This window comes from Roseospira goensis (assembly GCF_014197795.1).
Classification (GTDB): Bacteria; Pseudomonadota; Alphaproteobacteria; order Rhodospirillales; family Rhodospirillaceae; genus Rhodospira; species Rhodospira goensis.
In genome coordinates, this window is sequence record NZ_JACIGI010000043.1 from 1 (window position 1) to 24,188 (window position 24,188).

Genomic DNA, 24,188 nt, shown 5'->3' on the forward strand with positions numbered 1-24,188 from the left:
CGTGTCGGCGCCCGGGCAAGCGATCAGCGGCCTGCCGCCGGTCAGGCGGTCGCGGGCCATCTGCTTGCCGGCGCCGGACGTGCCGGCGCAGTAGAGGCCGGCCGCGCCCATGAGCGCGCCGGTCGCGACGGCGGGGATGCACCCGGACAGGGCCAGGGCGACAATGGCGATCATCGTGATGCGGGTCATGGCATTAACTCCTGATGGTCTGAACAGAGATGCCAATCGGGCCGATCCAGAGGATGGCTAGGCCCCAGCGATCCCCCTGGGTCCACCCGACGCGCCAGTGCGTCGGGCAAAATGCGAGGCCGTCAAAGCGCATGGTCAGTCCTCCCCGAGCCGGGTCCAGCGGGTGACGGCGGCCTGGCCGACGGCCCCCAGGACCCCTAGCGCCACCGTGCCGACGGCGATGATCAGGGTGCGCAGCGCCCCCTCGGTCTCGGTGGTCACCGGCAACGCCTCGGCCCAGGGCCACCAGGCGATGACCAGATCGGCGACCGCCGCCGTCACGGTCAGGCCGCTGACCCCGCCCACCGCCAGCCCGGCACCGGCCCGCATGCGGCGGCGCGGGCGGGTCTCCGAGAGGATGCCGGGCACGGGGTCTCCGCTCGCCGGCGCGCGCGCGCCGGACGTCTGCTCGCTCATGTCAGGAGCCTCCGAACGCGATCCTTGAGCGCGCCGGCCTGGCGCTCGATGTCCGCCAGGGCCGCCGGCAACGTCGCCACCAGGTGGGCGCGTTCATCGGGATCCTCCTCGGAGGGCGGAAACGGCTTCGGCCCGGGCGAGAGCGGGGGCTGGTGGACGACCTTCGGCGGTTCGATGCCGGCCAGCATCAGACCCCGGTCGATCACGTCATTCGGATAGGGCTGCTGGCCGTTCTCGTGCGCGATGATCGCCTCCACCATCAGCCGGGCGGGGTCGTAGCAATGCACGTTGATCTCGGTGTCCGGCGAGACGCCCATGTCGCGAGCAACGCGCTCGACATAGGCGCCGGTGTCGTTCTCGACCGGCGGCGCCCACCGGTTCAGCATGTCGCGGACCGTGCGCAGGCCGTGCTTATCCTGGTAGGTGATGAGCACGCGCGCGATCGCGCGGATGCCCCACTCGGGCGCCTTGAAGACCGCGAACCGGTCCTCCATGCGCTGAACCGGGGTCATCTCGTCCGGCTCCGCCAGGCCCTGCCAGGGGGCGCCGCGCTCGATGTTGCCCGGGTTGTGGTTGCGGATACCTCGGGGGGCAGTCATGGCGTCAGTCTCCGTGGTGTGGGGGTAGGGTCCGCCGGTCCACGGCGGCGACGATCTCGTCCTGCGCCTCGCGCAGGTCGTCGCGGGTCGGCAGACGCGCCACCTGCACCGAGAGCGCCGACACATCGGCCCGCAGTTGATCCAGGGTCGACCATAGGCGGGTCGTCTCGGCGTGCACTTCGGTCCGGTCCGTCACGCGCCCCTGGGTCATCTCGGTGCGCAGGCGGTCGATGCCGTCATCCGCCGCACGGCGGGTGTCGGCCACGGACTGGCGGATGCCGCCCAGGCGCGCCTCCAGGGCGGCCCAGCCGACACCCAGGGCCGCGACGGCGACACCGGCGGCACCCGCGAGCGCCTCCCACGTCAGGGTGACAAGACCGGGCGGGGGCTGATCGCTCATGCGGCGGTCTCCAACGAAAAGCCCCCGCGCGAGGGCGGGGGCTGTCGGGTGGGTGTGTTTGGGTGCGGGGGTCAGGTGACACGCCGCACCAGGGCGTGCACCATGTCCAGCAACTGGGCTTCGCGGTGTTCAAGCTGGGCGATGCGACTGTGCAGCCGGGCCGCCGTCGCGATGTCCAGGCCGGCCGGGCGCGTGGGGGCCGGGGGTGACTGCGCCGTCAACAGGCCGCGCCGGTGGGCCATGAACACGGCGACCACCTCGCGGCGGATGGCGGCGGCGCGCTCGGTGCGCGAGAGCATGCAGACCAGAAGGGCCTGGCCCTCGTTCAGGAAGTACGCCTTGCCCGGGCGGCCACGGCCTGGATTTTTCCGTGCGGTACGGAAAATTCCTCCGTAGGTCTCGAGCTCTTCCTTGTTGCGGTCGACCAGTTCGCGGATATCGGCCGGGCGATCATAGCCTAGCCGCTCCGCCAGCCTCAGATCCAGAATGCGGGGCTCGTCGGTTGCGGTCTCCAGATCGGCGAGGCTCAGGGGCGATGCGTCGAGGGGCATGGTGGCGGCTCCGAGATGGCTCTATCGCTGGCGTTCAGGGCTGACTTCGGATATCATCACTGACATAAGATACAATGTCAATCATGGAAACCAATGTCAGCGATCATGCCTGAACAATGCCGGGGCGCCCGGGCCATGCTCAACATGAAGAGGGACGAACTCTCCCGTTTGGCCGAGGTCGCCATGGCAACGTTGGCGGACTTCGAGACCGGCAAGCGACAGCCGCATCCCCGTACCCTCGCCGCCATCCGCCGCGCCCTTGAGGACGCCGGTGTGCGCTTCACGGAGCGCGGCGTGGAGCTGGCGGACGCCCCCTGACTCGACTCCCGCTCCCGAATCGGGTGAGGCTGCCCGGGGCGCTCACCAAAAAGGGAGGCAGGGCCGTGGTTGACGACACCCCGAACACCGACGCCATGGCGGCCGCGTTGGCCGCGTACACGCTGAGCGTGCTCATGCTGCGGTCCCTGGATCAGAGTGGCGCGCTTCCTCCCGGGGATGCGCAGCGGATCGTTCGAAATGCTCTACTGCGGCTTGAACGCTCCGCAGAAGACGATCCATCCGTGGCGACGGGGGCCCGGGAACTGCTTCAGGGTCTCGCGGCGGACCTTGGTGTTCCGATGACCAAGCCGCAGTAACCCTCTGGCAAAGCGTCAAAAACGACGTCATCTCGTGCGCCTCCCGATCCAGGGGCGCCCGCCCAGGCGCGGGCAGGGTCAATCGGCGACCGCCTCGCGGCTGATCGCGTTTCGTTCGCGCATCAGCGCGTCCAGGCGTTTGCGCTTCTCGGCGGCGGACAGGGTGCGGTCGTACTGGACGGCCCGCATCTCGCGGTTGATGCCGCGCAGGGCCTCGACCGCGCCGTCGACCGCGCGCCGGTCCCGAAGCAGGTCCTGGTTCTCGCGCTCCATCGCGTCCGCCCTGCCCTCCAGGCCCTGCTTCTCCAGTTCCCGGATGCCGGAGACGACCGTTTCGATCTCGCGGTGCAGGTCGTACAGTTCGGTCGTGTAGCGGGTGGAGCGCGGCACGTCGTCGCCCCGGAAGAAGCGCCCCAGCACCGGCATGTCGGCCCAGGTCGAGGCCGGTTCCGTCGGGGCATCGGTCGCCAGCCGCACCGCCACGTCGGCGTAGACCAGCGCGGTCATGCCCAGGTTGGCGGTATAGCCGCGCACCAGGTGCTCGATGCGCTTCGGACTGGCCCCCAGCGTCTCCCCCAGCAGCTTCGCGGTCTCGGTGGTGTGGGGGGTGTACTGCATCTCGGCGGGCAGGGTCTTCTGCCAGCCGACGATGGGGCGGTCGGTGAAGAACGCGCGGTCTCCCCACTGCTCAACGAGCGGCTTGAACGCCTGCGGAATCGGGTTCATGGCGAAGGTGTCGGTCAGCATGGCCCCCAGGCGCTCCATCGCCTTTGTGCCGTCGTCCTGACCGGCGGCCAGCCGCACCAGGCGCTCCGGGATCGTCGCGAAGATCGCGCCGACCTCGAACGGCTTCGGCAGGCGGAAGTGCTGGTCCCCGATCCAGAAATGCCAGTAGGCGTCCTTGTCCCAGTCCTCCAGCTCGTCGTACTCGGGCCGGCCGGCGTTGTGGATCGCCAGCACCAGCGTGGGCGCCATCAGCAAAGCACCGCGCAGGACGAACCGCTTCCAGCCCGCCGCCGCCCCCCGGCCCAGGCGGTACAGGCCCTGCAGGCGCGCGTTCAGGAACGGCACCGTCTCGGCCAGGAACCGCACCGCCGCCCAGTCGCCGCGCATGGAGAAGTCCATCAGGTCCAGCGCCTGATAGGCGGCCTCTGTCTCGCCCACGCCGTCCTTGCGCAGCGCGTCGTAGACGGCGATGCGGTTGGCGGACTCGGCCGCCTGGCCGACTTTCTGCCACGCCTCCCACCAGGTGACCGGCGAGTGTCGCGCCTTGCGGCCGGTCATGCGGCGCAGGTCCGCGTCCAGGCGATCCCGCACGTCCGTCGGGTCGGCGCTGTAGAATCCGCCGGAGCCCCCGCCGGAAGACATGATCGCGACCAGCGAAGGGGAGTCCGTCAGCGCCTTGCGGAAGCCCTTCACCGTGTCGACGACGGGCAGGTGCTTCGACGTCGGCGTAGACACCCAGGCCGACAGGGTGTCGCGCATCGCGTTCGCCACCATGAAGTTTGGCATGATCGTGACGGACTGGGTCAGGGTGCGTTTGGCGAACCGCATGATCCGCATGGCCAGGTTGAGTTGCGGCGGCGTCATGCTGGACAGGGCGGCCAGGAGTTGCGGGTCGTTGATGCGCAGGTATTTCGGCCTACCCTTCGACATGACGGAGATGACGTCCCGCTCCTTCGGCGGGGTCATGTCGAAGAAGGTCAGCATCTGCGCGTGCTGATCCTTGGTCAGGCCGGAGACCTGAACCCCCAGGTCCTCCAGCCGCCGCGCGGCCTCCTCGGGCGGGACGCGGACCGGCTTCCAGGTCATCGGCACCGGCTCGACCACGCCGGCGTCGATGGCAAGGCGCAGCGTCTTCTGCGCGGCCAGGTTCTTCATGCTGGCGTCGATCAGCCGGGTCATGTTGAGAACCATGTTCTCAATCGGATCGTTCAGCCGGGACTCGCCCCCCTCCAGGCCGCGCGTGTTGGCCCGCTGCCCGGCCAGGCCGCGCCGGTTCGTCGGACCGGCGCTCACGGTTCCGTCGTCGAAAATCCGGTAGAACGGCACGTAGTCGCCGTGCTGGGACCAGAGCGCGCGTTGTTCCCGCGTCAGCAGGCCGGCGTCCACGGCCATGTCGAGCACCGCGCGGTTGAACCTCTGGTACCCGTGGAACGCCTTGCGGAAGCGGTCGGCGCGCGCGGTGGGGTGGTCGTACAGGCCGGCCTCGATGTCCTCGTCGGTCAGCAGCCGTTCGCGCCCCTCCTCCTTCAGCCGGCGGGCGCGGCGCGCAACCATGTAGCCCCGGAACAGGTCGAGCTCGCCGCGCCGGGCGATGTCGTGGAACAGGCCCTCGAACCCGCCCGGGAAGTCGTCACGCAGGGTGAACCAGCCGTTCTCGATCTTCAGCGGGCCATGCTTCAGCACGGCGCCCATGACGCTGCGCAGGTTCTGCGTCATGCGCGCCGCCTTGTAGGCGGACTTCGACGCATCCTGCAGTTTGCCGTAGGCGTCGCGCTCGTAGGTGGCGATGGCGTCGAACTGGTCGAACAGGCCCTGGCGCACCCGCTGCCACGAGGCCTCCTTGACCCCGGCCACAGTCTCGCGAACCCAGTGCGCGAGCCCGGTCTCGGTCCGGCCGATCTTGTCCAGCAGGGCCGTCTGGCGCGCGGTCGGCTTCTGTCCCTTCAGGGGCGGAGGCGGCGGACGCTGACCGAAGCCGGGCAGGGGCGGCGGGGCGCCGCGCCGCAGACTTAGTTTCTCGGCCGGATCGTTGACCAGATCGGCGTCCGTGGGTATATTGGTGGGGAGGCCTTGGGGGGTCCCACCTCCGGCATTTTGGCGCCGGACTCGTCGGACCCACTCAGGGCCTCTCTGCGTGTGATAGTACCGCAGTCGCCCCGCACGAATGTCGGAGAGGATGGAATCCGGGCGCGCCTTGGGATGCGTGGTCACGACAAGATTGACCCGCCGCCGCTCCATGTCGACCTCGGGGGCGATGACGGTGAGCACGTCCTGCCCCCGGCCGTCCTCGATCAGCACGCCGAAGCGGCGATTTTCCTGCTCGACCACCAGGACCGGATCCGCGAGGACATCGGGCAGGCGGCGCAGCGTCTCCTCGTCGATCTTTCCCGCGTGCTTCTCCAGCAGGGTCTTGCGGGCTTCCCCCTGCTTGTAGACCAGCGTCAGGTCCGGAAGCCCGGCCCGCCGCAGCGCTTCGGGGGTCCGCCCCATCTCCAGCAGATCGAACCGCCCCAGCGTGCCGGCCTTGAGGTCATCCAGCAGGCGGGTGAACCGAACCCAGGCGCGCGGGCGCAGCCCCCCGGGGCGGCGGGCTTCGCGGGCCGCACTGTCCCCGGCCACGAACCGCCCCCGGTCGTCGCGCGGCTGCTGCCGCGCCATCTCGCCCCGGTCGATGCGGCCGAACACGTCGTCGGCGGTCTGGAAGCCCAGGCCGCGCAGCCAGTTGCCGACCGCCTCGAAGAACCCCCGCACCCGCGCGATGGCCCGCGCCGCCGCACCGTCGGGCCGGGTGTCGCCCCGGGCATAGGCCGCGAACAGATCGGCGACCGCCTCCTCGACCAGCGCGTCCTCGTCCAGGCCGCGCCCCTGGTAGCGCTGACGCACCTCGGCCAGGCGCGCCCGGTCCGTGCGTGCTCGCCGCGCCAGGGTGCCGTAGTCCAGCTCGCGCAGGACCCCGGTCTCGCGCAGGGCGTGGACGATCTCGTGGTCCAGGGTCGCCAGCGGGTCGTCCGCGTCCAGGGCCACCTCAATCAGGCCGGGGGTAGTGCGGCCCTCGACGGCGCCGCCCAGGGTCTCGACGACACGCAGCGCCACCCGGTCCGACAGGCCGACCGCCTTGAGCCGGGCGCGCAGGTCGTCGGCACGGGCCTGCAGGACGCGGCGGGCGGGGGCCGTGGGCTTACGCGCGGGGGCGTCGAGCCGGATGAGATTGACACCGGAGTCCGTGCCGTTCACCATGGCGTGCGAGGCATCGTCCTCGCGGGCCCCCTCTCGTCCAGGACTCTTCATGCCTGGGTCGCGGGAGGGGGCTTCCGTGTAGAGGTCGTAGTACAGATTTCCGACGGCATCTTCCTCGACCAAAACACGGACGCGAGTCGCCTCTTCTGCCACCTGAACCACACCCTCGTAGCGGTGGTAGCCGACAACGCCGGGCTTTTGCTCCGGTTTCCGGTTCGGTGTGAAACCGCCATAGGCGCCCTGCCGCAAGACGGCCTCGATTGCCGGGACGTGGCGCGCGGTGAACGGTGCGAGCCGGTGCGTGGTTTTCTTCCGTCCCCGCCCGGTTAACTGGACCCGGCGACCATCCGATGTTTGGACAAACCGCCCCTGCAGGTGAGTCCGGTACCACGCATCGGCGGCACGGCGCCACGCGGTGGCGTCGTCCCCAAAGTCCCCGATTTCATCACCCCGCAGAGTCGCGACGACGGGCGGGGTGGTGGGGCGGCGGGACTCGGCCGCCGCGCCCTGTTCGCGGGAGGGGCCTTCGCTGTTCGGCGCTGCCTTGCGATCACCCTCGTTCGAGCCTACACTGGCCTTGTTGCTTTGGCCCTTACCCCCAGAAGGCCGCTGGACGGGACCTGAATCGCCGGCGGCTGGAACGAAAGAGGGGGCCTCGTCCCGTGAGGCCAGAGGCGGAGCGGGCCGCCTTTCCCAAAGCAGCGTTCTGCCCCCGCCTTGGGGGTATTTTTTTGTCTGTCGAACAGGCATGGCGGTAATAACGGCATAGTAGGCGCCGTCGCGACCGCGTTCCAGTTCAATGCTGGCCGTGGAGTCGTATCCGCCGCCTGTCTTTGACAGAAGAAGGCGCCCGTTCTTCTGCTCCCATACGGCGTCGTAGTTCTGGGCAACGTCGAAAACGAAGTCCTCGACCGAGGCAAACCCGGCACGTTGAATGCGCTCTGCCTTGCCCGCGTCAATGTGATCGCGCCCATATGTTTCGGACGTGCCGCGACGCATCCGGATCGGGCCCGAGGGGTAGCGACCGCCGGCAGCGGATTCAACAGCGGCGTCGATTTCTCCGAAGTCAAACGTACCGTTCGGCGCCCGGACGAAGTCCTCAGGTGGAGAAGCTCGCCCCCCACTTGACGGGTCGCCCGGGGCGTTGAGGGCCTGAGGTGGCGCACCGACCCGGTTCAGCCCACCCAGGTGGTCCTGGATCGGCACCGCGTCATGCCGGTCCAGGGACGTCCCGGCAACGGCCGGGCCTTGCGTCTCCGTCGGCGCCGCCACGGGGGCCGGGGCCGGGGGAGATGATGGCGCCTCCCGTCGCCCCGGCGTCGCGTCTCCGGCCGGGGTGGGATTGCCGGCGGGCTCCCGGGATAGCGGCCGCACCGCCCCGGGCGAAAACGGTTCGATGTCACCGGTGCCGTCCAGGCGGACCGCGATCTCACCACTGCCGGCAGAAACGACGGTCCCCGCTTCGCCGGCCACCGCGACGCGCGCCCCGACCGTGAACGCCTGGTCACCAGGACCCCGGCGCATCTCGCCGGCCAGGACACGGCGGGCAAAAGCCTCGCCCTGATCGTCCACATATCCGCGCTCGACCGATCCAAAGGCTTCGGCGTTCTCCCTCGCCCCTCGCACAACGCGCCCGTCAGGGTCGACGCGGTAGGGCACACCGTCCCGATCGACATAGGCGCCCGGTTCGAGCCGCGCCCGCTCAACCAGTGCGTCGCGCTGGTCCTGGCGCGCCCGCCACCGCTGCGGGGCGGTGTCCACGATCATGTCGTCGGTCAGAACCAGCGGCGGCGGCTCCTCGACCACCATGTCCTCGGTCAGGTCGAGGGGCGGAGGCCCAGCGTTCCCCTCGCCCTGTCGCTCGGGGATCAGGTCGGCGAACAGGGGCGGGGCCGCTCCCGTGGGGGCGCCGGCGGGCTCCCGCGGCGCTGCTGGCATCGGTGCGGACGCCGCGGTGATGGCGTCCGCCATCGCCGCCTTGCCTTCGCCGATGATCTCGTTCGGGATCGGCGAACGGAGATCGCCCTCGTTGAGGTTGACGGCCGCGACGGCCTCGACGGGGGGCGGCCCGGCGGGACGTTGCGGGGGCTGCTGGGACCGGATGTCGCGCAACGCCACCGGCTCCAGGTCGCCGGTGTCGTCCAGACGCACCATGGCACCGCGCTGATCGACGGACTCGACCGTGCCGGCGACCGAGCCGTCGGGCGTGGCCACGGTGACGCGGGCACCGGGCTCGGGCTTCGGGCCGGGGGGAAGGGGCGGCGCTGGGGTCGGGGCCTCCGCGAATCCGTCGTCGCCGTCGCGCATGTCCGCACGCGGGGTATCGGGGCCGGCAGCGCCGCCGCGTCGGCCGCCGGCCAGAGTCGAGGCCACCACCGAGAAAATCGCGCCGACGGTCCCGCCGGCCGCCGCTGACTCGGCGGCGTCCTCCAGAACACCACGCTCCGGATCGTACAGCCCGGCCGCGATCAGGTTGTTGCCGACCGCGTTCAGAGCTTCCTGGGCTGCCTCTTCGCCCATGCCCTTGAGGCCCTCGGCGATGATGCGCCGCATCCGGCGACCGCCCACCGCGTCCAGACGCTTGAGCACTTGACCGATGGGCAGGCCCTCGCCCGCGCCCACGGCCGCGCCACCCGTCGCGGCCCGGTAGGCGGTCTCCAGGTCGGCCCCGCTCTCCAGGGCATCCCGGAAGGTGTCGGTGCTGTTGACCGCCGCGCCGGTCGCCCCCGCGGCCAGGGCGGCCGGCAACCGGGCCGCCGCACCCGCCGCCCCTGTGGCGAGGAAGGCGCCCGTCGAGCCCAGGGCGCTCGGCACGGTGTCGCGCCAGAAGTCGCCCTTGTAGTCCGGGTTGCCGTACAGCGGCGCGCCGGGCTCGTCGTACAGGCCGCGCACGGCCTCGCCGGCCCCGTAGAGCGCGGTCTCGCGCGGGTCCGCCAGGGTCGGGGCGACGTCCGCGGCCTCACCCTCGATCTTGCGCCGAAGAGCCGCCGCTGCGTCGGTGTCGCCCGCCTTGAGCGCCCGCCAGTAGCGCGCGGCGTCGCGCAACACGGTGGTGTCGCGGCTGTCGAGGGTGCTCCAGACCTCTCCGGGCCGCCCGCCTTCGGCCGCGACCGCGTCCAGACGGTCCATGGCTTCCAAGGTGCGGTGCCGGGCGCGCTGCGCGGCGGAGTCCACCTGCCCGGCCAGGACCGCGGGGGCCTGGAGGGTCGAGGCCCCCGCCGCCGCAGCGCCGGCGCCGATCTGGCGCACGAAATGGTCGGCCGGGGTGATGTCAGCGCCGACCTGTTCGCCCTCCTGCGGGCGCGCCGCCGGGATCAGGTCATCAAAAAGCCCGCCTTCAGAAGGCGGGCTGGGCGCGGATGGGGACCGCGGGATCAGGTCGTCGAAGAGACCCGCTCCCGCGCTGATTTCGACAGACATGTTACGGCGCCCCAGGCAGTGTCAGGCCATACTGGCGCAGGCGCGCCCGCACGGCGGCCGGGTCGGCGCCGGCGGCAATGGCCCGTTGCGCCTGCTGAAGCGCCTGCTCGGCGGTCACGCCAGCCGGCAGCTCTCCGTGCGCTGGCGGTGCCCGCTCCGCCGAAAGGGAAATCCCGCCCCCACCATCCGTCCCCTCGGGCCGCGTCACGCCGGCCGGGACATCCATCGACACGCTGGCGCCGGCCCGTGGCGCACTGACCGGCGGCGGGGCCGGCACTTCCGGCGGGGGCTCCGGCACTCCGAACAGCTTGTCTGCCGCCACACTGCCCCCCGGCATTTCGCGCAGGGCCGCTTCCACCTCCTCGTTTGACGGCTCCCCGTGGCCCGTGCCGTTCGCCTTCGCACGACGCCGGGCCTCGGCCACCATCTGGTTCAAGGACAGGGGCATTCCCGCCTCGCGCGGCGATCCAATCGGGGAGACCTTTCCGGTCACGTCGTCGACCTGATAGGACTGGCGCGGGTCGAACCCGTGCTGTTCGACCTCCTCCGGGCTTAGCGGCCGGTATCGGCTACGTCCGGCTGCCGTGCGGGCGAGCGCGTTGCCGTGGCGGACCTCCTCCATCTCCCGGTCGTGGCCGAACCGCCGGTCCAGCAGGCCGGCCTCGTGCCGCTGCCGGTCCTCGCGCTCGGCGGTCTTCTGCCGGTACCCCAGATCGCGGTCCTCGACGCTCCACGCCCGATCCCGCAGCGCCCGGCGCTCTTCGTAGGCCATCTTGGCCTCGGCGATGCGCTGCTGCCGCAAGTCCTCACCGCGCGCGACCAGGCCCGTGCCCAGGCCGGTCAGGGCGCCCCCGAAGGCGGCCAGGAGCCCGTTCGCCATCAGACGGCCTCCGTCATCTGCTGTTGCGGCGGCGGTCCCTTGCGACGCCGCCTGCGCGACCGCCCGGCCCGGCGCGCGGCCCGGTTCGGCGGCTGTGGCGCCGCGGCGCCCGGCATCGGCCCGCCCTCCATCCCGGCCATGCGGGCTTCGGCCTCCTGGGGGTCGATCAGGCCGGCCCGGCCCGCCAGGTCGGCGTAGCGGGTGACGATCTCCAGGAAGGCGTTGGTCGCCTGCTCCTCGGTCATCGCGCGCCCGCGGATCTCCTCGACGGCCTCGACGGCTTCGCGGGTGGTGTCGACCAGGGCGGCGAACATCATGTCCTGCGTCACCGGCTGCCCGGCCTCGCGCGCGCTCACCAGCACGCGGACGGCCGCCTGGGCAATGGGCTCGATCAGGCCCAGGGCGGGGTCGGGTGCGGCCTCAACGCCCGCCTTCACCGCCTGGAACACGCCCTCGTCGTAGAGGACCTGCCGCATGGCATCGAGCGTCTGGTCGTAGAGCCGCAGTTCCTCGGGCGACCGCTCGCGGCGCTGCGGCGGCGCGCTCGGCGCCTGCCGCATTGACAGAAGTCCCCCGCCCCGGGGCGTGGGAGCCTGTTGCGGCCTGTCCCGGCCCACCATGTCCTGGCCCCTCATCACGCCACCCCGCTCTGCTGATCGTCCGGCACGTAGACCATGCGGCCGATGCGCCGGTCGTAGATGTACCGGCCCGGGCCGGTCACGGTTTCGGACGCCAGGGGCGCCCCAGCCGACTGCCCGAACTGGTCCGCGGCGGCGAAGCGCGGCCCGGGGGCCATCGCCCCCGTCGGCGGCTGCGCCAGAAGCCCGGTCGGCACCGGCTGCCCGGTCCGGTAGTTCGCCGCCAGGATGTCGGCCCGTTGCTGCTGCACGGCCAGATCGCCGCGCGTGCGGGCCTCCTGGGCGTCCAGCGCCTCGTCGGCGAACGCCATGCTGGACAGGCCGGACCCCAGCCCGGAGACGACATGCCCGGCCAGGGTCGGGTTGCGCTCCACCCAGCCCAGCAGTCCGTCCCCACCGGCCGGCACGCCGCCGGCGGCGGTCGGGAGCGCGCCCCCGGCGGCGGCGGAGGCCATCTGCGGCCCGATCCGCGCCGCCTGGCTGGCGGGCAGGCCGGCCGCCCCCGCCACGTCGGCCGCCCCGCCCACCCCGCCCACGGCGCTGCCCGCGCCGCCGGCCGCGGTCAGCCCGCCGGCGGCCGTCGCCGCGTCCTGACCGAAGCCCAACAGGCCCATGCCCGCGCCGGCGATCCCGCCGGTCATGGCGCCTTTCGCCATGCCGTCCAGCGGATCGTCACCGGTGAGGAGCGAGAGCGCGCCGCCGGCCAGAGCCCCGTACCCGGCGTAGGCCAGGCCCCGGGAGACGACGTTGCCGATGGTGCTACCGGCGCCGAACAGGTCGCCGACCGCCCCCGCCGCGCCGGACCAGCCGCCGGAGAAGATGGACGACCCGCCGCTGCCGCCGGCCAGGGCCGAGCCGACGGTAAACACCGCCGCCGCCGCGCCGATGGCGCCGGAGACGATCTTGCCGGCGTCCTTGATGAAGTCCCACATGACGCGGTCCCCCTATGCGGCCCAGTCGAGATGGACGCCGTACATCTGCTGGACGAGCGCCAGCCCGGACTCTCGCAACTGCGAGGCTGTGGTCATGTATTTGTCGCGCACGTCGGCCGGGATGTTCGGATTGCTCATGATGGCGGTGAACATGCGGGCATAGGATTCATCGACCGCCGCCAGGCCGGCCTGGGCATACTGCCGATCGTGGGCCGCGATGTTGGCGCCGGCGATGGTTTCCTCGCTGCCGATCTGGATGCCCAGCCGTTCCAGGGCGGCGGCGGCCTCCTGCTCCAGTTCGGCCAGACGGAACCCGTGCGCCTGGGCGGCCTGCCCCCTGTCGAGGTCAGATTGCAGAGTGAGCAAGCCCCGTTGATGGCCGTAGCCCTGATCCGCGCGGGCCATCTGCTGGGTGTGGTCCTGCGACAGCAGCGAGGAATCGAAGCCGTAGTCCTGCAGGGCGCGGTTCTTCTGGAACTGCTGACCGGCCGCCTGGGACGCGAGGGGGATGGCCGCGTCGTAGGCGGCGCGCTCCACAGCCTCGGCCGCCATGCTGCTGTTGAGCAGCCCGCGCCGGTTGGCGGCCTGGAGCCCCTGGGTCCGCGCCGCCCGCATCAGGTCGCTATCCTGCGCCGTCATCCGGTTCAGGTGCGCCATGGGGTCGTCGACCCGGTATCCCGGGGGGGAAGACAAGGGCACGCGCAGCGCGGCACCGCCACTGCTTGCACCACTGCCGTATGGCTGCGGCGCCCCACCCGGGGCCTGGACCGCCCCCCCCGCCCCTCCGCCGATGCGGGTGCCGTCCGGGGCAAACCCGAACTCGGCCGGGTCGGCGCCAGCGGCAATGGCCCGCAAGACATTCTTTGAGATCCCACCACCGGGCGGATCCCCCGGGTGGACGTACGTCATCTCCGGCGGACTGTCGCGATAGGTGGCGGACCGAATGCCCAGTCGGTCGAACGCGGCCCGCACCCAGTGGTCGGCCGGTCGCTGATTTGGGTTGCTGGTTATGCCGACGGTCCCCGCCATCCGGCCGTCCGGCGCGTACACGCGCCAGTACGTACGTTTCCCAGCCTGTTCCGGAACAAGGGACCATTCGCCCTCGGTGCCGTCGGCACCAAACAGGGCGTTGCGCCCGGCGCGAATGGCGGCGTAGGGGCTGTCCGCCGCCGCGATGGCCGCATAGTTCAAACGCGGGATGTCCAGCCGGCTAGGAGGGACGCCCCACATCTCCAGGGCGGTGCGCGTGTCCACCCCCAGGGCTTGCCGCATCTCCTCCAACGTTTGCCACGGGTACTCGCTGAAGGTGTCAACCCCGCCCGGCCCCGTGATGTACTTCGACCCGTCTCCGATTTCGGCGCCCAGGCCGTGGATCGCGTCGAAATCCAGATGCTGGCGCCGCAGATAGGCGTCGACGTCCTCTGGGATTGTGTTTATCGCACCACCCGCAAAATCGAACGACCGCGCCACGTTCTGGCGCAGGCGCTCGACCAGCGCCCGCGCCTGCTCCGGCGTCGTCCGCCCGTACAGCACGTCCTGTCGAATGGTGTCGATCTGATTGGCGAGCGACGACGGCCCTTTCTGCCAGGTGGCGCGGTCGATCCGCGACAGGCGCGGGCCGTCGAACGTGACCAGGTTCGGGTCCGGCGTGTCGGGCACAGTGTCGGGCACAGTGCCGTCGCTCAACGGATCGAGACCCTGGGCCGCGACCCAACTGAGAATCCCCTCACGCGACCCCACGCCCGCATCGGCCAGTTGATCCGCGGTCACGCCGTCCTGTTGAGCGCGCGTGTACACGTCTCGGTAGGCGGCGTCGTAGTCGGGGGCGCCACCGGTCGGCGTGTGCGACTGAATGGCCTGGTCCGCGTATGCCTTGATCTCTCCCGGCGTATACGAGGCGCCCCGCGGAGGGGCGTCCCCGGCCCCGCCCGTGTCGAGAGTCGTGCCGTGCCGCTCGGCCTTGGCCGCGACGTCCTGCGCCGTCTGCCCGAACGCGGACCCGAGTTGCGACGCCGACACGCCGTGCCTTGCGGCCTCCCGGGCAAACTGCGAGTCCACCGCGTCCCAATTGACGCCACCTGCGGTCGTGTGCTGCTGCGTGAGCTGCTTGTACCGGTCCTGGATTTCACGCGGGGTGACGGGCATGAGGGGTCCTCCTACAGCCGCGCGGCAGCGCGGAACAGGTCGTCGGTCGCCGCGTCGTCCAGCCCGAGCGCGGCCCGGGCGGAGGCGACCAGCGGGTCGGCGCGCGCGATCATGTGTGCGAGGCCCCAATCCTCGCGGGTCTCGCCGTCGGGGCGCCTCTACCGCGTCCGGCGCGGATGGCTGCTGGACGACACCGACACCGGCCCCAGCGCGGTCAGCGACCTGACCGGGGCGTGGGGATGCAGGGAGGGGTAGGGGATGGTGGCAGCGCCGGCCGACCCGCTTCGCCTCTATACCGTTGCCGACATGGCCGAGCGGTTTGGCGCGCACCCGAATACGGTGCGTGCCGAGGCGGCGGCGCTCGGCCTATCCCCTGGACGGGGGCGGCCGCTTCGCGTCACACTGGAAGATGCCATTCGCATTCGGGATGCCCTGAGATGCCGGCAAAGCTTTACCCGCCCGGGACCCGAAAGGGGAACCGGACCTACATCGCACGTGGCTGGGTCGACGGGCGGCAGTACGAAATCACAACGGGCGCGACAAACGCGCGCACTGCTCGCCAAGTCGCGGACCAGTTCGAGCGCGAGGCCAGGGCAGAGTCCCGGCGGGATCGTGATTCCATTGCCGAAATAGGGCGTCTTGACACCTTCGCTCACGTCGCGAAGGCGTGGCTGGAGGGCAAGCGCCCCGGCCCCAACGACCGCCGGTATGTGGCGCGGCTCGCCTCTGACCCGATCCTTGGGCCAATGCCGATCAGAGACGTCCGGCAGGCTCATATCCACGATGTCGCGGCGCGCCTGTACCCGACAGCTCGAAATGAGACCCGCAATCGGCAGGCCATCACCCCCGCCGCCGCGATCCTCCATTGGGCGGCAGAATCCGAACTCTGCCCCTATCGCAAGATCCGGCGCTTGAAGGAAGCCCGACCGCAGTCCCGCCGCCCGCCGCCGGGCGCTGCGGCGGCGCTGATCGACGCCGCCGAAGACCCGGTTCAGCGCCGGTTCCTGCTCACGTTGTGGGCTCAGGGCTGGCGAATCGGAGAGACCCTGGCCCTGACGTGGGACCGACACGTCAAGCTGGCCGATCAGGAATTCGATCTGTGGGTGGGAAAAGCGGGCCGGTGGAAGACCATCGCCATGCATCCGATGGTCCTGTCCGTGCTGGCGGAGGTGCCCGCGAACGAACGGACAGGGCGGGTCTGGCCGTGGGCCGACCGCCATGCGGTCTATCGGTGGCTTGACCGGCTGCTGCTGTCGTGCGGCCTGGCCGAACGCGATGGCGAGCGGGTCATCCGCCATGTGACGCCGCACATGCTGCGGCACGATTGGGCCAGCGCTGTGAACGAGGCCGGGGCCACGGAAGCCGACATTCTGGCGGCCGGCTCCTGGACGGACGCCAAGAGTATCGCCCGATACACGGCCGTGTCGCGCGAGCAGGCCCGAGCGACATTGCTCCGGCGCGGTGACGCGCCCCGAACCGGGGGAGAAACCGGGGGAGAAGGCCAGAAATCGAGCAGAATCAAAGCCTGACCCTGCCCTTGGTAAGGGTGGGGTCGGGTGTTCAATTCACCCCGGCGGCACCATTTTTCTTCCTAGAGTCGATTGCTCGAAATCAGAACCGCAGATGCGGTCCGATTTCGAGCAATCGGCTCTACGTTATTGAATTTAGAGCAGATTCACGCGCCAAAATGGGACCGCGGCGCGATTCCATTTTGGCGCGATCTGCTCTAATATCTCAATGCTTTGTCCGCCGCTGTTCGGTGTCCTCCGGATCACGGGGAAACACGAACATCCTCGTGCGGGCGCGGAAGCGCTCGCGGGCCTTCTACCAGGCGGTCTTGGCGCGGATCGCGATCAATCGGAACCACGTCGTGGTTCCGATTGATCGCGTGACTCCGCGCGACCTATATGATTCTCAGCCGATTCACGTTCGAAATCGGACCGCATCTGCGGTTCCGATTTCGAGCGATCGGCGCTAAGCCACCTCACTCGGAGGGTGAATCACATCCCGAGTCCCGTGTCCGAGCCATGCCGGCCAAAATGAGAATTGCTGATGAGGCAAGAACCGGAATGTGGCCGGACCGGCCATGCGTGGGGCGGAGACCAGGGCTGCGCCCGCGGGCGCTTGCCGCGCCGGTCGGGGGCGGGTAGGCGGAGCGTCCGCAGGGCCGTGCCCTTCCGTGTTCCTTGCTGCCGGACGACCGATGACCTGTCTTGCCCCCCGCCCCATCGTACCGCCGCACGTCGATGCCATGGAGGCGGACCGCGCCGGACCACCGCGCCCGCGCGGTGGCGCGGTGTGGCTGCCGGTGTCCGATGCCGACGCGCTGGCGGACTGGCGTCAGCGGGCCGGGGCGACGCTGCGCGTGCCGCTGGTCCTGGAGGACGGCTGGCCCGTGGTGGCGGCGGCCGCGGCGCCCGTCTTCACGGCTTTCGTGGCGCTGGACGCGGGCGATGCGGTCTGGGCCGTGGGCACCGCCGGCCATTGTCTGGCGACCGGTGTCGTCGCGGGGCCGCCGTGGGCCGATCCGCTGGGCACGGATGCGGCCCGCGTGGATCCGGGCCCGGCGCTGTGGGTGCTGCGCGCGGCGATCGCCCGGGCGCGCCGCGAGGCCGCGGCCGATGCGTCCGAGCGGGTCCGTCTGGCGGCGGCGGCGCGCGCCTACGATCGCGACCTGCGGCGGGTTCTCGAGACCCCGGCGGCGGTCGCGGCGGCCGTGCGCGCGCCGGTGCAGGTCGTGCGCCCGGTGCGGTGGGACGATCCGGCGGCCTGACCGGGGCCGCTCGGGGGGACGATCCGGCGGCCTGACCGGGGCCGCCCGGGGGGACGATCCGGCGGCCTGACCGGCCGCCCGGGGGGACGACCCGGCGGCCTGACCGGCCGCCCGGGTCGCGCCCGGCTCCCGGGCTACTGCGCGGCCACCTCGGCGCGGGCGGCCTGGGCGTCCTCCTTGGTCTTCTGGGTCGAGCGGGCGCCGCCGCTCTGTCCCGCCGCGTTCAGGCGCCGCACCCGGTTGACGGCCGACAGGATGGCGTTCAGCGACGCCTGGACGATGTTGCTGTGCCGCCCGACGCCGTACATCGGGGCGTGGCCCTCGGCCTTCATCTCGACGTAGGCATAGGCCTGGGCATTGGCGCCGACGCCGAGCGCATGCTCGGAGTAGTTCACCAGCGTCAGGTCCATGCCGGTCTCGGTCCGCAGCGCGTCGACGAAGGCGTCGACCGGACCGTTGCCGCGGCCGTGGATGGGGCGATCCTCGTCGTTGACCGTGAGCACGGCGTCCAGCAGGCGTACGTCCGTGGCGTGGGTGTCGGGCACGGTGCGGTATTCCTTCAGCCCCAGATCGCCCGGGTGCTGAACCAGGTACTCCTGCTGGAAAATGTCCCAGAGCTGTTTCGCCGTGACCTCGCCCTCGCTCTCGTCGGTGATGTGCTGGACGACCCCCGAGAACTCGACCTGAAGGGGGCGCGGCATCTGCAAGGCGTGGTCGCGCTCCAGGATATGCGCGACGCCGCCCTTGCCGGACTGGCTGTTGATGCGGATCACGGCCTCGTAGGTGCGGCCCACGTCGGTGGGGTCGATGGGCAGGTAGGGGACCTCCCACACCCCGCTGTTGGACTGGCGCAGGGCGCGCAGCCCCTTGTTGATGGCGTCCTGATGCGAGCCCGAGAAGGCGGTGAACACCAACTCGCCGGCATAGGGATGGCGCGGGTGCACGGGCAGGCGGGTGCAGTACTCGGACATTGTCACCAGCTCGGGCATGTTGGAGCAATCCAGGCCCGGGTCGACGCCCTGCGTAAACATGTTCATGGCCAGGGTGACGATGTCGACGTTGCCGGTGCGCTCACCGTTGCCGAACAGGGTGCCCTCGACGCGGTCGGCGCCGGCCATGAGGGCCAGTTCGGTCGCGGCTACGCCGGTGCCACGGTCATTGTGCGGGTGCACCGAGATGATGAGGCTGTCGCGGTTCTTCACATGGCGGCAGAACCACTCGATCTGGTCGGCGTAGACGTTCGGCGTGGCCATCTCCACCGTGCTGGGCAGGTTGAGGATCAGGCGCTTGTCGGGCGTCGGCTGGTAGACGTCCATCACCGCCTCGCAGATGTCCACCGCGAAGTCGAGCTCGGTGCCGGTGAAGCTCTCGGGCGAGTACTGGTAGACGATCTCGGTGTCGGTCTCGTCGGCCAGCGTGTGGATGAGCTGCGCCCCCTGGCGGGCGATGTCGATGATGCCGGCGCGGTCCATGCCGAACACCACGCGCCGCTGCAACTCGGAGGTCGAGTTGTAGACGTGCACGATGGCGCGCTTGCAGCCCTTCAGGGCCTCGAAGGTGCGGCGGATCAGCGGTTCGCGCGCCTGCACCAGCACCTGAAGGGTGACGTCGTCGGGCACCATGTCGTGCTCGATCAGGTAGCGGGCGAAGTCGAAGTCGGTCTGCGAGGCGGCCGGGAAGCCGACCTCGATCTCCTTGAAGCCCATCGCCACCAGCGCGTTGTACATGCGCGCCTTGCGCTCGATGCCCATCGGTTCGACCAGGGCCTGGTTGCCGTCGCGCAGGTCGACGGAGGCCCAGATGGGCGGTCGCGTGATGGTCGCCGAGGGCCAGCGGCGGTCGGGGAGGTCGACGGGCGGGAACGGCGTGTACTTGGTGGCGGGGTCGACTCGCATGGGACGGTCTCCGGTCGTCGCGGGGCGCCGGTGGCGGCGCGGATTGGTCTCAGTCTACAGGAAGAGGGCGGGTGGCCGCGATACGGTCGCCGGCGGGCCACGCGACTGCGGGCCGGCGACCGCCGGTTAGTCGCGGGCCATCGGCATGCACGGTGGGGGCGGCGAACGGACGACCGACGGCGGTCGGCAGGCGCAATCGGGAGATCATGGGAGGGACCTTGCGGGACGGACGGGCCTGGGACGGGGCCGCGCGGGCGCGGCAACGGGATTACTCGCTCGCTAGAGCCAGTAGCAGGTCCAGGCGTAGGGCCAGCGTCTTGCGGGGCAAGGTCGTGATCATGGGCCATACGATGGGCACGCCCGCGCCGCCCGTCAACCCTTTCGGCACCCGCGCGCCGGAGCGGGCGCGCGGGTGTGGGCCTCGCTCGTCATGCCGCCTTGACACCGGCGGGTCACATCCCCTTGCACCCATGACCCGCGCGGGGCCATAGTCCGGCGCTGGACCCACCCCCCGGCGACTCCCTGAGGGGGGCGGTGCGGTCCGTGTCTCACCGTCCGTCAAGGAAAGCCGTCCATCCATGACCGCTCCCCGTCCCGACTCGCCCGTCCGGGCCGCGGCCGTCGATCGCCGCCGCACGCCGTCCGTCCGCCTCGCGCGCCCCGTCACCGGCTGGGAGGGCTGAGGCATGGCGTTGGCGTTTCCCTTCTCGGCCATTGTCGGCCAGGACGAGATGAAGATGGCGCTGCTGATCGCCGCCGTCGATCAGGGCGTGGGCGGGGTGATGGTGTTCGGCGACCGCGGCACCGGCAAGTCGACCGCCGTGCGGGCGCTGGCGGCGCTGCTGCCGCCCATGTCGGTGGTCAAGGGCTGCCGCTTCAACGGCAACCCGGCGTCCCACCAGGACTATTGCGCCACCACCTGCGACGTGCGCGCCGCCATCGACGCGGGCACCGCGATGGAGACCGAGGATGCCCCGGTGCCGGTCGTGGACCTGCCCTTGGGCGCGACCGAGGACCGCGTGGTCGGCGCGCTGGATCTGGAACGCGCCCTGACCCAGGGCGAGAAGGCGTTCGAGCCCGGCCTGCTGGCGCGGGCGCATCGCGGCTTCCTGTACATCGACGAGGTCAACCTGCTGGAGGACCACCTGGTCGACCTGCTGCTGGACGTGGCCGCGTCGGGCGAAAACGTGGTCGAACGCGAGGGCCTGAGTGTGCGCCACCCGGCTAAGTTCGTCCTGGTCGGCAGCGGCAACCCGGAGGAGGGCGAGTTGCGCCCGCAGCTTCTGGACCGCTTCGGCCTCGCCGTCGAGGTGACCACCCCCAAGGACCTGGAAACCCGGGTGGAGGTGGTGCGCCGCCGCGATGCCTTCGAGCGCGACCCGCACGGCTTCCTCGCCACCTGGGCCGAGCGCGAGTCCGGCGAGGCGCTGCGCATCCGTGACGCCCGCGACCGGGTGCAGGAGGTCGAGGTGCCGGCCGGCGTGCTCAACACCACCGCCAAGCTGTGCATGACGCTCGGCACCGACGGCCTGCGCGGCGAGCTGACCGTGATCCGTGCCGCCCGCGCCCTGGCCGCCCTGGAGGGTGACGTGGAGGTGGACGAGGGCCATATCCGGCGGGTGGCCGCGATGGCGTTGCGCCATCGCCTGCGCCGCGATCCGCTCGACGAGTCGGGCTCCACCGTGCGGGTGCAGCGCGCGGTCGAAGAGGTTTTGGGCGTGGAGGCCTGATCCCGATGGAAATCCTGGGCACGCAGGCGCCGGACCCGGCGGGGCTGGGCCCGGCGACCGCAGGGCCGCAGGCGGCGCCCGCGCCGCCCGCGGTCGATCCCTGGACCGACGCCGCGCTGGTGGCGGCGCTGATCGCCGTCGATCCGGCTGGTCTCGGCGGGGTGGCGCTCAAGGCGCTGCCCGGGCCGGCGCGGGACGCCTGGCTGGCGCAGGTGCGCGCCTTGCTGCCGGCGGCGGCGCCGCTGCGACGGGTGCCGCTGCACGTCACCGACGAGCGCCTGTTGGGCGGACTCGACCTGGCGGCGACCCTGCACGCCGGCCGGCCGGTGGCCGAGCGCGGGCTCTTGGTGGAGGCCGATGGCGGCGTGATCGTGCTCGCCATGGCCGAGCGTGTCGGCACCGCCGCCGCGGCCAAGCTGGGCATGGCCATCGACCACGGCGCCGTGCGGGTCGAACGCGATGGCATCGCCAGCGTGACGCCGACGCGCTTCGGTGTGGTGGCGCTGGACGAGTCGGTGGGGCCGGACGAGGGACCGCCCGAGGCGCTGCTGGACCGGCTGGCCTTCCACATGGAGCTGGAGGGCTTGCGGCAGCGCGATATCGGCGAGGCATTGCACGACGCCGACGAGATCGTGGCCGCGCGCGCCTTGCTGGACCGCGTCACCATCGAGGATCAGGCCATGGAGGCGCTGTGCGGCGCCGCCATCGCCATGGGTGTGCCGTCGCTGCGGGCGCCCCTGTTCGCGTTGCGCGTGGCCCGGGCGGCGGCGGCGCTGGATCGGCGCACGGCCGTCGAACAGGACGACCTGACGTTGGCCGCCCGCCTGGTGCTGGCGCCACGCGCCACCCGGATGCCGCCGCCCCCGCCGCCGCCCGAACAGCCGCCCGAGGACGAGGAGGAGGAGGAGCCGCCGCCCCCCGACGACGGCGAGGACGAGCGCGACCAGCAGGACGACGAGGACAAGCCGCTGGAAGACCGTATCGTCGATGCCGCGCAGGCCGCCATTCCGGCCAACCTGCTCGCCCGCCTGATGGCGGCGGCGGAGCGCAAGCGGCGCCAGGGCATCCTGGGTCGCTCCGGGGAGCAGCGCAAGGCGCTGACCCGGGGTCGCCCGATCGGGTCGCGCCGGGGTGATCCGCGCGCGGGCGCCCGTCTGGCCCTGATCGAGACCCTGCGCGCCGCCGCCCCGTGGCAGCCGCTGCGCCGCGCCGAGGTGCAGTTGTGGGAAGACAGCGGCCGGGCGCCGCCGCGCGTGCTGGTGCGAAAGGACGACTTCCGCATCACCCGCTTCAAGAAGCGCTCGCAGGCCACCATCATCTTCGCCGTCGATGCCTCGGGGTCGGCGGCCATCGCCCGCCTGGGCGAGGCCAAGGGCGCGGTCGAGCTGCTGCTGGCGGACTGCTATGCGCGGCGCGACCAAGTGGCGCTGATCGCCTTCCGGGGCAAGGGCGCCGAGACCCTGCTGCCGCCGACTCGCTCGCTGGCGCGGGCCAAGAAGCGGCTGGCTGGGTTCCCCGGCGGCGGCGGCACGCCGCTGGCCTCCGGCATTGAGGCCGCGCACCTGATGGCCGAGGTGGCCCGCACGCGGGGCGAGACGCCGTCCATCGTGATCCTCACCGACGGACGCGCCAACGTGACGCTGGAGGGCATCGGCGGACGGGCCCGCGCCGAGGAGCAGGCCAAGGCGGCCGCCGAGGGCCTGCGCGTCATCGGGGTGTCGACTCTGCTGGTGGACATGTCGCTGCGTCCGGCGCCCAAGGCCGAGGCCCTGGCCCAGGCCATGGGGGCGACCTACATGCCGTTGCCGCGGGCCGATGCGCGGGCGCTGTCGACGGCCGCGCGCAGCGCGGCCCAGACCGCCGAGTAGGGCGCGGGCGGTGGCGCGGCGCGGACCGCAGGGTATGGGCGATCCGGGGGCCGATCCGGGGGGCGATTCCGGGGACGACGGCGGGGACGGACGGACGGGAGGCTGGTCGATGGTGTTCCGGGCACGGCGGCCGGACTGGGAGACCGTGGGCGGTGACTGGCCCAACCGGGCGCACAGCCGGTTCCTGCTGGCGCACGGCTTCCGCTGGCACGTCCAACTCGCGGGCCGCGGGCCGGTGCTGCTGCTGCTGCACGGCACCGGCGCGTCGACCCATTCCTTCCGCGACCTGCTGGCGCCGCTGGCCGCGCATTTCACCGTGGTGATCCCGGACCTGCCCGGGCACGGCTTCACGGCCAACCCGCCGGCGTCGTCCTTCACCCTGCCGGGCATGGGCCGCTCGGTCGCGGCCCTGCTGCACCAGCTTCGCCTGTCGCCGGACCTGGTGCTGGGCCACTCGGCGGGGGCGGCGATCCTGATCCGCATGGCGCTGGACCGGCACATCCACCCCAAGGCCATCATCAGCCTCAACGGCGCCCTGCTGCCGTTCAAGGGCTCCTCCGGGCACTGGTTCTCGGGGCTGGCCAAGCTGCTGCTGATGAACCCGCTGGTGCCGCGCGTGTTCGCCTGGAGCGCGACCGATACGCGCCGGGTGGAGAGCCTGATCCGCGACACCGGCTCCGACATCGACGCCCGCGGGCTGGAGCTGTATGCGCGCCTGTTCCGCGAACCGGGGCATGTGGGCGGGGCGCTGGCGATGATGGCGAACTGGGACCTGCGCGCCTTGCGCGATCTGGTCGCCCATCTGGACACACCGCTTCACCTGGTGGTGGCGGAGCACGACCGCACCGTCAGTCCGGCGGACGCCGACCTGATCGCGGCCCGGGCCGGCGACGCCGACCTGCGGGTGCTGCCGGGCCTGGGCCACCTCGCGCACGAGGAACGGCCCGATGTGATCGTCGACCTGATCCTGGACCTGGCCCGCCGGCATGGCGTGCTGTCCGATAAAACCCCAGCGGCGGTGTGTGTAGGTCCAGGCAGATGTGAGACTGGGTGAGCCGCGCTTGCACCGGGCTGGGGGCATGCCCCCAGCCCGGTGCGAATTCGGTTTATAACC

17 protein-coding genes and 1 pseudogene are annotated in these 24,188 nt (G+C 71.5%); 7 read left to right on the forward strand and 11 right to left on the reverse strand.

What is annotated here, in order from left to right; genetic code table 11:
• From GGD88_RS16555 to GGD88_RS16575, 5 genes are all read right to left on the reverse strand, one after another.
• The coding region (locus tag GGD88_RS16555) for a hypothetical protein (RefSeq protein WP_221237200.1) at positions 1 to 189 on the reverse strand (189 nt) is incomplete at its 3' end.
• 135 nt (positions 190 to 324) lie between these two features.
• On the reverse strand, positions 325 to 645 hold the full coding sequence (locus GGD88_RS16560) for a hypothetical protein (RefSeq protein WP_184437522.1): 321 nt from the start codon (positions 643 to 645) through the stop codon (positions 325 to 327).
• Positions 642 to 1,244: a hypothetical protein gene (locus GGD88_RS16565; RefSeq protein WP_184437524.1), complete on the reverse strand. Its 603-nt coding sequence runs from the start codon at positions 1,242 to 1,244 to the stop codon at positions 642 to 644. The genes GGD88_RS16560 and GGD88_RS16565 overlap by 4 nt, the downstream gene beginning before the upstream one ends.
• Before the next feature lie 4 nt (positions 1,245 to 1,248).
• Positions 1,249 to 1,644: a hypothetical protein gene (locus GGD88_RS16570; protein WP_184437526.1), complete on the reverse strand. Its 396-nt coding sequence runs from the start codon at positions 1,642 to 1,644 to the stop codon at positions 1,249 to 1,251.
• Between the two features lie 71 nt (positions 1,645 to 1,715).
• Positions 1,716 to 2,195, reverse strand: coding sequence for a hypothetical protein (locus GGD88_RS16575; RefSeq protein ID WP_184437528.1), 480 nt, complete (start codon positions 2,193 to 2,195; stop codon positions 1,716 to 1,718).
• A gap of 105 nt (positions 2,196 to 2,300) precedes the next feature.
• Here GGD88_RS16575 and GGD88_RS16580 point away from each other — a divergent pair, with 105 nt between their 5' ends.
• Together GGD88_RS16580 and GGD88_RS16585 are read left to right on the forward strand one after the other, a co-directional pair.
• Positions 2,301 to 2,513, forward strand: coding sequence for a helix-turn-helix domain-containing protein (locus GGD88_RS16580; protein WP_221237201.1), 213 nt, complete (start codon positions 2,301 to 2,303; stop codon positions 2,511 to 2,513).
• 65 nt (positions 2,514 to 2,578) lie between these two features.
• Positions 2,579 to 2,830 carry a hypothetical protein gene (locus GGD88_RS16585; protein ID WP_184437532.1) on the forward strand — a complete coding sequence of 84 codons (252 nt, stop codon included), beginning with the start codon at positions 2,579 to 2,581 and terminating at the stop codon, positions 2,828 to 2,830.
• 78 nt (positions 2,831 to 2,908) lie between these two features.
• Here the strand turns inward: GGD88_RS16585 and GGD88_RS16590 are convergent, their stop codons facing one another.
• The 5 genes from GGD88_RS16590 to GGD88_RS16610 all read right to left on the reverse strand — a co-directional run bounded on the left by GGD88_RS16590 (position 2,909) and on the right by GGD88_RS16610 (position 14,808).
• Complete coding sequence (locus tag GGD88_RS16590) at positions 2,909 to 10,213, reverse strand: LPD38 domain-containing protein (RefSeq protein WP_184437534.1); 7,305 nt, start codon at positions 10,211 to 10,213, stop codon at positions 2,909 to 2,911.
• A gap of 1 nt (position 10,214) precedes the next feature.
• Positions 10,215 to 11,093, reverse strand: a complete 879-nt coding sequence (locus tag GGD88_RS16595) for a hypothetical protein (protein ID WP_184437536.1) — start codon at positions 11,091 to 11,093, stop codon at positions 10,215 to 10,217.
• Positions 11,093 to 11,653: a hypothetical protein gene (locus GGD88_RS16600; protein ID WP_184437538.1), complete on the reverse strand. Its 561-nt coding sequence runs from the start codon at positions 11,651 to 11,653 to the stop codon at positions 11,093 to 11,095. The genes GGD88_RS16595 and GGD88_RS16600 overlap by 1 nt, the downstream gene beginning before the upstream one ends.
• 74 nt (positions 11,654 to 11,727) lie before the next feature.
• Complete coding sequence (locus tag GGD88_RS16605; protein WP_184437540.1) at positions 11,728 to 12,663, reverse strand: hypothetical protein; 936 nt, start codon at positions 12,661 to 12,663, stop codon at positions 11,728 to 11,730.
• Positions 12,664 to 12,675: 12 nt separating this feature from the next.
• Entirely contained in the window at positions 12,676 to 14,808 is a 2,133-nt protein-coding gene (locus GGD88_RS16610) for a hypothetical protein (protein ID WP_184437542.1), read from the reverse strand.
• A 437-nt stretch (positions 14,809 to 15,245) separates the two neighbouring features.
• Here GGD88_RS16610 and GGD88_RS16615 point away from each other — a divergent pair, with 437 nt between their 5' ends.
• Positions 15,246 to 16,337: a tyrosine-type recombinase/integrase gene (locus tag GGD88_RS16615; protein WP_184437544.1), complete on the forward strand. Its 1,092-nt coding sequence runs from the start codon at positions 15,246 to 15,248 to the stop codon at positions 16,335 to 16,337.
• Between the two features lie 674 nt (positions 16,338 to 17,011).
• Positions 17,012 to 17,581, forward strand: a complete 570-nt coding sequence (locus GGD88_RS16620; RefSeq protein ID WP_184437546.1) for a hypothetical protein — start codon at positions 17,012 to 17,014, stop codon at positions 17,579 to 17,581.
• A gap of 233 nt (positions 17,582 to 17,814) precedes the next feature.
• Here the strand turns inward: GGD88_RS16620 and leuA are convergent.
• Positions 17,815 to 19,476, reverse strand: a pseudogene (leuA, locus tag GGD88_RS16625) (2-isopropylmalate synthase); the annotation flags it as partial.
• Positions 19,477 to 20,162: 686 nt separating this feature from the next.
• On the opposite strand from leuA, the gene bchI reads away from it, so the two are divergent.
• From bchI to bchO, 3 genes are all read left to right on the forward strand, one after another.
• Complete coding sequence (gene bchI, locus GGD88_RS16630; protein WP_184437550.1) at positions 20,163 to 21,206, forward strand: magnesium chelatase ATPase subunit I; 1,044 nt, start codon at positions 20,163 to 20,165, stop codon at positions 21,204 to 21,206.
• A 5-nt stretch (positions 21,207 to 21,211) separates the two neighbouring features.
• Positions 21,212 to 23,074 carry a magnesium chelatase subunit D gene (locus tag GGD88_RS16635; protein WP_184437552.1) on the forward strand — a complete coding sequence of 621 codons (1,863 nt, stop codon included), beginning with the start codon at positions 21,212 to 21,214 and terminating at the stop codon, positions 23,072 to 23,074.
• Between the two features lie 109 nt (positions 23,075 to 23,183).
• Positions 23,184 to 24,128, forward strand: a complete 945-nt coding sequence (gene bchO / locus GGD88_RS16640) for an alpha/beta fold hydrolase BchO (RefSeq protein WP_184437554.1) — start codon at positions 23,184 to 23,186, stop codon at positions 24,126 to 24,128.
• The last annotated feature ends 60 nt before the right edge of the window (positions 24,129 to 24,188 follow it).